Here is a 12338-nt window from a genome sequence, read left to right as displayed (position 1 = left end):
CACCGACCACCACGACCGCGGCCGGGAAAGCGGGGCCTTCAGCCCCCTTTCCCGGCTGTGCCGCACTCCGGACAAGGAACTCCCATGCTCTTCTCCTCCCATCCCCCTTTCACCGGAGGCCCACCGGTCCGCCACCCCGGCACGGACGACTCCGGGCAACGATGGACCTTCGGCTTTCCCGAGGGACTCACGGCGGAGGTGCACACCCGCGGCGCCCGCCTCCACGGGCTGTGGGTGCCGGACCGGCACGGCACCCCGGCCGACGTCGTCCTCGCTCCCCGCGACCCGGCCCGGACGGCCACCGCCGCCCGGTACTTCGGAGCCACCGTCGGCCGCTACGCCAACCGCATCGCACGAGGCCGGTTCTCCCTGGACGGGAAGACGTACCAGCTGACCACGCAGGAGGACGGCCACTGCCTGCACGGCGGAACAGACGGCTTCGACGCCCGGCTCTGGGAAGCCGAGAGCGTGCACACCCCGGAGTGGACAGGCGTGCTCCTGCACCTCCGCAGCCCCGACGGCGACCAGGGATTCCCGGGAAACCTGGACGTCACCGTCAGCTGTCTCATCAGCCGCGACGACGAACTCTCCTTCTCCTACGCGGCGGTCACCGACGCGGTCACCCTGGTCAACCTGACCAACCACGCCTACTTCAACCTCGAGGGCGAGGGCGCGGGCGACATCCTCGACCACGAACTGACCGTCGACGCCGCTCGCTACACCCCGGTCGACGGGGATCTCATCCCCCACGGGGACCACCGTCCCGTCTCCGGCACCGCGTTCGACCTCCGCCGGCCGCTCAGGATCGCCGAGGCCCTGGCCCGCCCCGAGGTGGGCGGCGGGTACGACCACAACTTCGTCCTGAGCCCGCGCGGCGACGAAACCCTGCGCCGGGCCGCCGTCCTCCACGCGCCGGCCACGGGCCGCCGCATGGAGGTGCTGACCACGGAGCCCGGACTCCAGGTCTACACCGCGGGGCAGTTCGACGGAACGGTCCTCGGCAAGAGCGGTACGCCCTACCGGGCGGGCGCCGGCATCGCGCTGGAGACCCAGCACTTCCCCGACTCCCCGAACCGCCCCGGTGACCCGTCCCCGGTGCTGCGGCCGGGCGAGGAGTACCGGTCGAGGACGGTCCTGCGGTTCAGCACCCGCGACTGACCGCGTACGAACACGCCGACACGGCTGTGCCCGCCGGTGGAGGAACCGGCGGGCACAGCCATGTCCGGAGCGGCGTCAGGCGCCTGCCCTTCGTTTGTTCCAGACGTCGAAGCCGACCGCCGCGAGCAGCACGAGCCCCTTGATGACCTGCTGCCAGTCGGTGCCCACCCCGACCAGGTTCATGCCGTTGTTGAGCACACCGAGGACCAGGCCGCCGATGATGGCTCCCAGGATGGTCCCGACGCCCCCGCTCATGGACGCCCCGCCGATGAACGCGGCGGCGATGGCCTCCAGTTCGAAGTTCACGCCCGCCTTCGGCGAGGCCGCGTTGAAGCGCGCCGCGAAGACGAGCCCGGCGAGCGCCGCGAGCATCCCCATGTTGAGGAACACCGCGAAGGTCACCTTCCTGTCCTTGACCCCGGACAGCTTCGCGGCGGGCAGGTTCCCCCCGATCGCGTACACGTGGCGGCCGATCACGGCGTTGCGCATCACATAGCCGAAGCCGACCAGCAGCGCGGCCAGGATCAGGAGGACCACGGGGGCGCCCTTGTAGCTGGCGAGCAGCAGGGTGGTGACCAGGACCGCGGCGACCAGCGCCGTCACCTTCAGCGCGAACAGGCCCGTGGGGAGCGTCTCCAGGGCGAACTCGCGCTGGCGCCGGCGGTCCCGCACCTCCTGGAACACCACGTAGGCGACCAGCCCCAGGCCGAGGAGCAGGGTCACGTTGTGGTAGTTGGTCTGCGGCCCCACCTCCGGCAGGAAGCCGTTGGCGATCTTCTGCAGTCCGTCCGGGAACGGGCCGAGCGTCTGCCCCTTGAGGAAGATCTCGGTGAGCCCGCGGAACAGCAGCATGCCCGCGAGGGTCACGATGAACGACGGTATGCCGACGTACGCGATGAAGAAGCCCTGCAGCGCGCCGGCGACGGCTCCGAGGAGCAGGGTGAGGAGCACCGCGACGGGCCAGGAGACGTGGTGCTCGACCATGAGCACCGCCCCGATCCCACCGACCAGGGCCATCAGGGAGCCCACCGACAGGTCGATGTGCCCGGAGATGATGACGATCATCATGCCGATCGCCAGGATGAGGATGTAGCTGTTCTGCAGCACCAGATTGGAGACGTTGCGCGGCAGCAGGAGGTCGCCGCCCGTCCAGACCTGGAACAGGAGCACGATCAGGCCGAGTGCGAAGAGCATCCCGTACTGGCGCATGTTCCGCCGGACGCCGTCCAGGAGCACCCGGGCCACCGGTGCCCCGGTGGGCGGGGCCCCTCGGCCCGGGGGCGTCGGGGTGGTCGTTTTCATGGTGGCGTCGGTGCTCATGCCTGGTGTCCTTCGCTGGAGGCGGCGCCTGCGGTGACCGCCGGTGGTGCGGGGGAGTCCTGCGTCATGTGCCGCATCAGCACTTCCTGGGTGGCGTCCTCGCGGGCGACTTCGCCGGTCAGCCGTCCTGCGGCCATGGTGTAGATGCGGTCGCACATGCCGAGCAGTTCGGGCAGCTCGGAGGAGATGAGGAGGATCGCCTTGCCCTCGGCGGCGAGCCGGTCGATCACGGTGTAGATCTCGAACTTGGCTCCCACGTCGACTCCACGCGTGGGCTCGTCGAGGATGAGGACGTCCGGTCCGGCGAGGATCCACTTGCTGAGGACGACCTTCTGCTGGTTGCCGCCGGAAAGGCGGCCGACCGGCTCGAGGACGTTCGGAGCCTTGATGTTCATGGTCCGCCGGTACCGTTCGGCCACCTTGCGCTCCTCGTGCCCGTCGACGACGCCGCGGCGGGCGAGGGTGCCGAGGGACGCGAGCGAGATGTTCCGGCTCACGGACTCCCCGAGGTTGAGCCCGTAGTGCTTGCGGTCCTCGGTGACGTACGCGATGCCGTGGGCGACCGCCTCGGGGACCGTGCGCGTCCGCACCTCGCGGCCGTCCTTGAACACGACGCCCTGCTCGTAGCGGCCGTAGGAACGGCCGAAGACGCTCATGGCGAGTTCGGTCCGGCCGGCCCCCATGAGCCCTGCGACGCCCACGATCTCCCCGCGGCGGACCTGGAGCGAGACCCCGTCGACGACCTTGCGGCCGCGGTCGAGCGGGTGACGCACGGTCCAGTCCCGGATCTCCAGGACGGGATCGGCGTCGACCGGGCCCTCGTACGGCGTGCGGTCCGGGAAACGGCTGTCGAGGTCCCGCCCCACCATGCCGCGGATGATGCGCTCTTCGGTGGTGGCCGGGTCCCTGACGTCCAAGGTCTCGATGGACCGCCCGTCGCGCAGGATGGTGACGGAGTCGGCGATCTGGGCGATCTCGTTCAGCTTGTGCGAGATGATGATCGAGGTGATGCCCTGGCTCTTCAGCTCCCGCATCAGCCGCAGCAGCTTCGCGCTGTCCTCGTCGTTGAGCGCCGCGGTGGGCTCGTCGAGGATCAGCAGGCGGACGTTCTTCGCCAGTGCCTTCGCGATCTCCACGAGCTGCTGCTTGCCGACACCGATGTCGGCGACCCGGGTCTCGGGGTGTTCGTCGAGCCCGACCCGCCTGAGCAGTTCGGAAGCACGGCGCAGCGCCTCGTGCCAGTCGATGATCCCGTGCCGGGACGGCTCGTTGCCGAGGAAGACGTTCTCGGCGATCGACAGGTAGGGAACGAGCGCGAGTTCCTGGTGGATGATGACGATGCCGTGCTGCTCACTGGCCCTGATGTCCTTGAAGCGGCACGGCTCGCCGTCGAAGAGGATCTCGCCCTCGTAGGTCCCGTGCGGGTGGACGCCGGACAGGACCTTCATGAGGGTCGACTTTCCGGCACCGTTCTCCCCGCACAGGGCGTGCACCTCGCCGCGCTTCACGGACAGGGTCACGTCGGACAGTGCCCTGACCCCGGGGAAGGTCTTGACGATGGACCGCATCTCCAGGACGGGGCCGTCCGGGGACGAGGCGGGGGTGCCGGGGGAGTGGGGCGCGGCGGGGGTCATCGCAGCTCGCCGGCGTCGATGTAACCGGAGTCGACCAGGACCTTCCGGTAGTTCGACTTGTCGACGCTGACCGGGTCGAGCAGGAAGGCGGGAACCACCTTCTTGCCGTTGTCGTAGGTGGTGTCGTCGTTGATCTCGGGCTTCTTGCCGGCGAGGACGGCGGTCACCATGTCGGCGGCGACCTGCGCGAGTGCGCGGGTGTCCTTGTAGACGGTCTGCGTCTGCTGGCCCGCGATGATCGACTTCACGGAGGCGACCTCCGCGTCCTGGCCGGTGACGACCGGCAGCGGCTTGGCGGCGCTGCCGTAGTCGTCGGACTTCAGGGCGGACAGGATGCCGATGGAGATGCCGTCGTAGGGGGAGAGCACGGCGTCGACCCGGGCCGTGGAGTACGAGGAGGTCAGCAGGTCGTCCATGCGCTTCTGCGCCGTCCCGCCGTCCCAGCGCAGCGTGGTGACCTGGTTGAGCTGGGTCTGCTGGGAGCGCACGACCAGCTGCTTCTTGTCGAGGTAGGGCTTCAGCACCTTCATGGCGCCGTTGAAGAAGTACTTGGTGTTGTTGTCGTCGTTGGACCCGGCGAACAGCTCGATGTTGAACGGGCCCTTCTTCGAGCCGGCCTTCAGTCCCAGCTTCTCGACGATGTACGTGGCCTGGAGCTCGCCGACCTTCTCGTTGTCGAAGGAGGCGTAGTAGTCGACGTGCGGGGAGCCCAGGATGAGCCGGTCGTAGGAGATGACCGGGATGTGGGCGTCCGCCGCCTGCTGCAGGACGTTGGACAGGGCCTCGCCGTTGATGGCGGCCACGACCAGGGCGTCGACGCCCTGGGTGATCATGTTCTCGATCTGGGCGACCTGCTGGTCGGGGTCGTCCTCGCCGTACTGCAGGGTCGTGGCGAAGCCGGCCTTCTTCAGGCTCGCCGTCATGTTCCGGCCGTCGGCGATCCACCTCTCCGAGGACTTGGTGGGCATGGCGATGCCGATGGTGACGTCCTTCTTGTCCTTCGACTCCTGGCTGCCGCCCTCACTGTTCTGCCCGCAGGCGGTCAGGAGCAGGGCGCAGCCGGTGGTCACGGCCAGGAGGGCGGATGCGGATCGGAACTTCTTCATGGGCGTTACCTGGCAATCCCGTCGTCGAGGGCGGCTCCGACCGGGGACGGGCTCGACGGCGGCGCGTGTCCTCGCACCACCGGGACGGCACCGTTCCGGCTGGGTGGCCAGGGCGTCGGCGCCCCGGTCGAGGTAGATTGTTAGCGCTCACAACAGCGTGATACAAGAGGCGCTAAGGTTTTTCTCGCATCGATACACAGCCGTAAGCAGGGAGAAGGGAGGCGAACGTGGCGCATCCCGCGGAAGACGTCCGCCCGCCGACGATGGCCGACGTCGCACGAGAGGCGGGGGTCTCCCACCAGACCGTCTCCCGGGTGCTGAGCGGTCATCCCAACGTGCGCGCGGCCACCCGGGACCAGGTCACCCTGGCCATCGAGCGACTGGGCTACCGCCGCAACTCCGCCGCACGCGCCCTGGTGACGCGCCGCACGAGGACGCTGGGCGTCATCGCCGTCAACACCGCCCTGTACGGCCCTGCCAGCACCCTGACCGGCCTGGAGGAGGCGGCCCGGGAGCAGGGCTACCTCGTCTCGACCGTCAGTCTGCGCACCGGAGAGGGGCAGGGGCTCAAGGACGCCATCGACCACCTCGCGTCCTGGGGTGTGGAGGGCGTCGTCGCCATCACCCCGCAGCGCTCGCACGTGCAGGCGCTCGCCGAGCTGGACGCGCCCTTCCCCGTGGTCACCGTGGAGGGTGGGCATCAGCTCGACCTGCCCGGGGTCTCCCTCGACCAGGAGCTCGGCGCCCGGATGGTCACGGAGCACCTGCTCGCCGCCGGGCACAGCACCGTCTGGCACGTGGCGGGTCCCGACGACTGGCTGGAGAGCGAGGCCCGCACCGCGGGCTGGCGCGCCGTCCTGGAGGAGAGCGGCATCCGCCCTCCGCGCGTACTGACGGGAGACTGGAGCCCGCTGTCCGGGTACCGGGCGGGACAGGAACTCGCGGGACTCGTCCTGGCCCGCCGCGGGGAGACACCGGTCACGGCCGTCTTCGTCGCCAACGACCAGATGGCGCTCGGCGTCCTGCGGGCGCTGCGCGAGGGCGGGATCCGCACCCCCGGCCAGGTGGCCGTCGCCGGCTTCGACGACATTCCGGAGGCCGAGTACTTCCCTCCGCCGCTGACGACGGTCCGCCAGGACTTCGCCGCCATCGGGCGCCGGAGCATCGGGCTCCTGGTGGACCACATCGAGGGTCGCGTCCGGAAGGCCGAGCACCTCCTGGTGGAGCCGCAGCTCATCATGCGGGCGAGCACGCGCCCTCCGAACGAGGCCTGACGCGGCGGGCGGCTCTCGCCGCCACCTCCCGGCCGCCAGTGGCGGGCTCCCCGTCCGCCGTCTGGCGGCGCACACGCGTCGGTACCCACGCAGGCGCCCCACCGGCTGCTCCACCCCACCGGCCGCTCCACCCCCGCCGGCCGCTCCACCTCCACCAGCTGCTGCGCCCCTCCCCGTCGACCGGCCCCACCTCCTGCCGGACCGGTCGCGGCTCGGGTGTCTCCGGTGTGCAAGTGAGCGCTCACTTCTGAGGCTCCATTTCTCGCCCAATGTTCGACGGAACTGCGCCCGACTCTTGTCTAATTCAATTGTGAGCGTTAACAATCAGGGTGCTCCTCCGGCCCTTGTTCATGACGAGAGAGACCGCATCGTGACCCCACACGCCCCTTCCGGCCCCGCAGCCCTTCACCATCCCGAAGCCTGCACCATCGGAGTCGACTTCGGCACCCTCTCCGGGCGCGCCGTCGTGGTCAGGGTCCGGGACGGCGCCGAACTCGGTTCGTCGGTCCACGAGTACCGCCACGCGGTCATCGAGGACCGCCTTCCCTCCACCGGCGCCCCCCTGCCCCCCGACTGGGCCCTGCAGCACCCCGAGGACTGGCGGGACGTCCTGCGCACCGCCGTTCCGGCGGCGCTCGCCGACGCGGGAATCGACCCCGCCCGCGTCATCGGCATCGCCACCGACTTCACCGCCTGTACGGTCCTGCCGACCACCCCGGACGGCACCCCGCTCGCCCTGACGCCCGAGTGGGCCGACCGCCCGCACGCCTGGCCCAAACTGTGGAAGCACCACGCCGCCCAGGGGCAGGCCGACCGCATCAACGCCCTCGCTCACGCCCACGGCGAGAAGTGGATCGCACGGTACGGAGGCAAGATCTCCTCCGAGTGGCAGTACGCCAAGGCCCTGCAGGTCCTGGAAGAGGACCCCGCCGTCTACGGCGCCTGCGCCCGCTGGATCGAGGCGGCCGACTGGATCGTCTGGCAGCTGACCGGCACCGAGTCCCGCAACACCTGCACCGCCGGCTACAAGGGCATCCACCAGGACGGCGCCTACCCCTCGCCCGGCTTCCTCGCCCGACTCCACCCGGAGTTCGCCGACTTCCCCGCCACGCGCCTGGAGCACCCCCTGTCACCCCTGGGCTCCCGTGCCGGCGGACTGAGCGGCCGGGCCGCGCACTGGACCGGCCTCCCCGAGGGCATCGCCGTCGCCGTCGGCAACGTCGACGCCCATGTGGCCGCGCCCGCGGCGGGCGCCGTCGAGAACGGCCGGATGCTCGCCATCATGGGCACCTCCACCTGCCACGTGCTCAACGGCGCCACCCTCGCCGAGGTCCCCGGCATCTGCGGGGTCGTCGACGGCGGCATCGTCGAGGGCGCCTACGGCTACGAGGCCGGCCAGAGCGCGGTCGGTGACATCTTCGCCTGGTGGCTCCGGCAGGGCGTCCCGGACCACTACCGCGCCGAGGCAGAGGCCTCGGGCGAGGACCTGCACCAGCTCCTGACCCGCAAGTCCGCCGACCAGCCGGTCGGCGCGCACGGTCTGGTCGCCCTGGACTGGATGAACGGCAACCGTTCCCCCCTGGTCGACCACCACCTCTCCGGAGTCATCGCCGGCCTCACCCTCGACACCCGGCCCGAAGACGTCTACCGGGCCCTGCTCGAATCGACCGCCTACGGCACCCGGATGATCGTCGAGACCTTCGAGGACGGCGGGATCCCCGTCGAGGAGTTCATCGTCACCGGAGGCCTGAAGAAGAACGCGCTGCTCATGCAGATCTACGCCGACGTCCTCCGCCGCCCCGTCTCCCTCGGCACCTCCGAACAGGGGCCGGCGCTCGGCTCGGCGATCCACGCCGCCGTCGTCGCGGGCGCCTACCCCGACGTCCGCTCCGCCGCCTCCGTCATGGGAAGCGTCCAGCGCCACGCATACGTGCCCGACCCCGCGCGGGCGGACGCCTATGACGCGCTGTTCGGCGAGTACCGCGCCCTGCACGAGCACTTCGGCACCGGCGCGGACCTCCTCCTGCACCGCCTGCGACGGATCCGCAACACCGCACGCGTCGCCACCACCGGCTGACCGGGTCGCCGCCCCGCCCCCAGTTGCCACCGGCCCGACCTCTCCACCCCCGCACCTCCGAGGAGCACACCCGACATGACGCTCGCCCAGCCCGACCGCGAGATCTGGTTTCTCACCGGCAGCCAGGCCCTCTACGGCGACGACACCCTGGCCCAGGTCGCCGACCAGTCCCGCGCCATCTGCGCGACCCTCGCCGACCAGCCCCAGATGACCGTGCGCCTCGTGTGGAAGCCGGTCCTCACCGACGCGGCCGCCATCCGCGCGGTCTGTCTGGAGGCCAACGCCGACGACCGCTGCATCGGCCTGATCGCCTGGATGCACACCTTCTCCCCGGCCAAGATGTGGATCGCCGGCCTCGACGCCCTGAGCAAGCCCCTGCTGCACCTGCACACCCAGGCCAACCGCCAACTGCCCTGGTCCACCATCGACATGGACTTCATGAACCTGAACCAGGCCGCCCACGGCGACCGCGAGTTCGGCTTCGTCCAGACCCGCCTCGGTGTCCCGCGCAAGACCGTGGCCGGCCACGTCTCCACTCCCGACGTCGTCGACCGCATCGCCGGATGGGCCCGCGCCGCCGTCGGCCGATCCGAACTCACCACCCTCAAACTCGCCCGGTTCGGCGACAACATGCGCGACGTCGCCGTCACCGAAGGCGACAAGGTCGAGGCACAGCTGCGGTTCGGGGTCTCGGTCAACACCTACGGCGTCAACGACCTCGTCGCCGCGGTCGACGCCGCCCCCGAGGACACCGTCACCGCCCTCGTCAAGGAGTACCAGGACCTCTACGCCCTCGCGCCCGAGCTGCGGCCCGGCGGCGAGCGCCACGACTCCCTGCGCTACGCCGCGCGCATCGAAGCCGGCCTGCGCGCCTTCCTCACGGAAGGCGGATTCCGCGCCTTCACCACCAACTTCGAGGACCTCGGGGGCCTGCGCCAGCTGCCCGGGCTCGCCGTGCAGCGGCTGATGGCGGACGGCTACGGCTTCGGCGGCGAAGGAGACTGGAAGACCTCCACCCTGCTGCGCACACTGAAGGCGATGGCCCACGGCCTGCCCGGCGGCACCTCCTTCATGGAGGACTACACCTACGACCTCACGCCCGGCCAGGAACTCATCCTCGGCGCACACATGCTCGAGGTCTGCCCCTCCCTCACGACGGCGACGCCCACCTGCGAGATCCATCCGCTCGGCATCGGCGGACGCGAGGACCCGGTCCGCCTCGTCTTCGACGCGGACCCCGGTCCGGCCGTCGTCGTCGGTCTCGCCGACATGGGCGACCGGTTCCGCCTCGTCGCCAACCACATCGACGTCGTCGCCCCGCCCGAGCCGCTGCCCCAACTGCCCGTGGCCCGCGCCGTCTGGCACCCCCGCCCCGACCTCCGTACCTCGACCGAGGCATGGCTGACGGCCGGAGCACCGCACCACACCGTCCTGACCACCGCTCTCGGCGGCGAGGAGCTCGAAGACCTCGCCGAGATGCTGCGGACCGAACTCGCCGTCATCGACGAGGACACCACCATCCGGCGCTTCTCGCGCGAGCTGCGGTGGAACCAGGCCTACCACCGTCTGGCCCAGAGCCTGTGAACACCCCCGCCGCCACCGCCTCCACCCCCACCAGGACGGAGTCCTCCGTGAGCACGACCGTTTCCAAGGAGCTGCGCCGAGAGGTACTGGAAGCCAACCTCCGCATCCCCCGAGCCGGACTCGCCACCCTCACCTGGGGCAACGTGAGCGGTGTGGACCGACAGGCCGGCGTCTTCGTCATCAAGCCCTCGGGAGTGGCCTACGACGTACTGACGGAGGAGGACCTGGTCGTCGTCTCCCTGTCCGACGGGAACGTCGTGGACGGCCACCTGCGCCCGTCCACCGACACGGAGACCCACCGCAGCCTCTACCTGGCCTTCCCCTCCATCGGAGGCGTGACCCACACGCACTCCACCCACGCCGTCGCCTTCGCCCAGGCCCGGCGCCCCATACCCGTGCTCGGCACGACCCACGCCGACACCTTCAACGGTCCCGTCCCCGTCACCGACGCCCTCACCCCCGAGCAGTGCGCCACGGACTACGAGTACAACACCGGCCAGGTCATCGTGGACCTGCTGGGCCGCGACGACACCCGGGCCAGGGAGGTCCCGGGCGCCCTGGTCGCCCACCACGGCCCCTTCACCTGGGGCGTCGACGCCACCACGTCCCTGGAGCACGCCATCATCTGCGAGGCGGTGGCCGAGATGGCCCTCCACACCATCGCCCTGGGCACGGTCGAACCCCCGCAGCACGTCCTGGACCGCCACTTCACACGCAAGCACGGCCCGGATGCCTACTACGGCAATTCTCCCGCCGTCTGACCGCACAGAGGGGAGCCAGGATCATCCTGGCTCCCCTCGCTGGTGCGGGCGTGTCACTGGAACTGTGCGAAGAACCTCCAGATCTCACCCTTGGTCCAGGTCGCGACGCCGCTCTCGCCGGAGGAGCCCTCGACCGGACCGGGGATGTGGCCTCCGTCGAACGCGGCCCATTGGACCGGGTACCCGGCACGGCAGCCGGAGTAGGTGGTGGTGATGTGCGTCCGGCTGCCCGGCGCGGGCTCGCGCGGGCTCTGCGGAGTGCAGCCGTTGGCGCGGACGAACCTGTCGCGCAGGGACCGTCCTTGCGCGACGTCGAGGACGGAGTCGCTGATGCCGTGGATTCCGAAGTAGGCGATGGGCTGGGTGCCGCCGCTGCACCCGCTGATCTCGCCGCCGGAGATGACCGCGACAGCCCTGAAGACGTTCGCCCGGCTGCACGCGAGTGCGTAGCTCATGCCGCCGCCCCAGCTGAATCCCGTGGCGAAACGCTGCGCCGTGTTGACGCAGAGGCCGCCTTCGATGCGCCGGATCATGTCGTCGACGAAGGTGACGTCCTCACCGCCCGAGTTGGCCCAACCGTTGCCGAGGCCCTGGGGGGCGACGAGGATCGCGCTGTTGTTCGACTGTTCCTGTTGGCCGTAGTAGGACCAGGCGTTTCCGCTCGTTCCGCCCGAGGCGACTTCGCCGGCGGTTCCTCCCCGCCAGTGGAACGCGAAGACCAGCCGGTAGGGATGGGAGTTGTCGTAGCCGACGGGAACCCTGAGGATGAAGCTGCGGCTCTTACCGCTGCTCTGAATCGTGTGTGTACCGCTCGCCAGGGTCGGGGCGCTGCCGCACCCGCCGCCACCGGACGAAAGCTTGATCATCTGCCATTGCTGGTTGGCGCCGCCCCAGTCGGCGTACTGAACGACGTTGCCGCCGTCGGCCGTGGAGGCACCCTGCACCTCCACGGCCTTGCCGCTGTTGCGGTTGATCAGCCGGACGTGGCCCGCGTCGGAGTCGGCCAGGCGGAACTGCTGGTTGGCGGCGTTGGCGTCGGCCCGTTGCGCGATCGCGGCACCGTCGGTGGTCGAGGCGCCGGCCACGTCGAGAACCTTGCCCGAATGCCGGGCCTTGAGCCGGTAGAAGCCGCCGCCGGAGTCCACGAACTGCCACTGCTGGTTGGCTCCTTCGTTGCGCGTCCACTGGCTGACCCGCGCGCCGTCGGCGGTGGACGCGCCGTAGACGTCCAGCGCCTTGCCGCTGTTGCGATTGACCAGGACGTACGAGGCGTTGGTGTCCACCGTCGCCGCCTCGGCGGGCGTCGGCTTCGCCACCACGAGCATGCCGAGCGCGAGGGCCGCCGCCACCACGACGGCGAACCGCGAACGCCAGCGATGTCCTTATGGAGGGGTGGGGGCTGCCGCAGCGTAGGTCTTCATCGG

The 12338-nt window shown here is 70.3% G+C and carries 9 protein-coding genes; 5 read left to right on the top strand and 4 right to left on the bottom strand.

The genetic code is table 11. From position 1 onward, the window contains the following. Nucleotides 1-84 precede the first annotated feature (84 nt). On the top strand, nt 85-1158 hold the full coding sequence (locus BLW86_RS03580) for an aldose epimerase family protein (RefSeq protein ID WP_093872649.1): 1074 nt from the start codon (nt 85-87) through the stop codon (nt 1156-1158). A gap of 75 nt (nt 1159-1233) precedes the next feature. On the opposite strand, the gene mmsB is transcribed toward BLW86_RS03580, so the two are convergent. From mmsB to chvE, 3 genes are read right to left on the bottom strand one after another with little or no spacing between them, the layout of a single operon-like run. Continuing rightward, nucleotides 1234-2478: a multiple monosaccharide ABC transporter permease gene (gene mmsB / locus BLW86_RS03575; RefSeq protein ID WP_093872648.1), complete on the bottom strand. Its 1245-nt coding sequence runs from the start codon at nt 2476-2478 to the stop codon at nt 1234-1236. Next, on the bottom strand, nt 2475-4112 hold the full coding sequence (gene mmsA / locus BLW86_RS03570; RefSeq protein WP_093872647.1) for a multiple monosaccharide ABC transporter ATP-binding protein: 1638 nt from the start codon (nt 4110-4112) through the stop codon (nt 2475-2477). The genes mmsB and mmsA overlap by 4 nt, the downstream gene beginning before the upstream one ends. Beyond that, nucleotides 4109-5218, bottom strand: coding sequence for a multiple monosaccharide ABC transporter substrate-binding protein (gene chvE / locus BLW86_RS03565; RefSeq protein WP_093872646.1), 1110 nt, complete (start codon nt 5216-5218; stop codon nt 4109-4111). The genes mmsA and chvE overlap by 4 nt, the downstream gene beginning before the upstream one ends. A gap of 227 nt (nt 5219-5445) precedes the next feature. Between chvE and BLW86_RS03560 the strand changes: the two genes are divergently transcribed. The 4 genes from BLW86_RS03560 (at nt 5446) to araD (ending at nt 10914) form a co-directional block, all read left to right on the top strand. After that, on the top strand, nt 5446-6492 hold the full coding sequence (locus BLW86_RS03560; protein WP_093872645.1) for a LacI family DNA-binding transcriptional regulator: 1047 nt from the start codon (nt 5446-5448) through the stop codon (nt 6490-6492). A 370-nt stretch (nt 6493-6862) separates the two neighbouring features. After that, the gene (gene araB / locus BLW86_RS03555; protein ID WP_093872644.1) at nt 6863-8569 is read left to right on the top strand and encodes a ribulokinase; all 1707 of its coding nucleotides are present in this window, start codon (nt 6863-6865) and stop codon (nt 8567-8569) included. A gap of 75 nt (nt 8570-8644) precedes the next feature. Continuing rightward, nucleotides 8645-10153 carry an L-arabinose isomerase gene (gene araA, locus BLW86_RS03550; protein ID WP_093872643.1) on the top strand — a complete coding sequence of 503 codons (1509 nt, stop codon included), beginning with the start codon at nt 8645-8647 and terminating at the stop codon, nt 10151-10153. Nucleotides 10154-10200: 47 nt separating this feature from the next. Further along, entirely contained in the window at nt 10201-10914 is a 714-nt protein-coding gene (araD, locus tag BLW86_RS03545) for an L-ribulose-5-phosphate 4-epimerase AraD (protein WP_093878481.1), read from the top strand. Nucleotides 10915-10967: 53 nt separating this feature from the next. Here araD and BLW86_RS03540 read toward each other — a convergent pair whose 3' ends face one another. Then, complete coding sequence (locus BLW86_RS03540) at nt 10968-12266, bottom strand: RICIN domain-containing protein (RefSeq protein WP_093872642.1); 1299 nt, start codon at nt 12264-12266, stop codon at nt 10968-10970. Nucleotides 12267-12338: the final 72 nt, after the last annotated feature.

It is taken from the genome of Streptomyces sp. TLI_105, assembly GCF_900105415.1.
Classification (GTDB): domain Bacteria; phylum Actinomycetota; class Actinomycetes; order Streptomycetales; family Streptomycetaceae; genus Streptomyces.
Note: the sequence above shows the minus strand (reverse complement) of the source record. Positions and strands in the feature narration are given on the sequence as shown.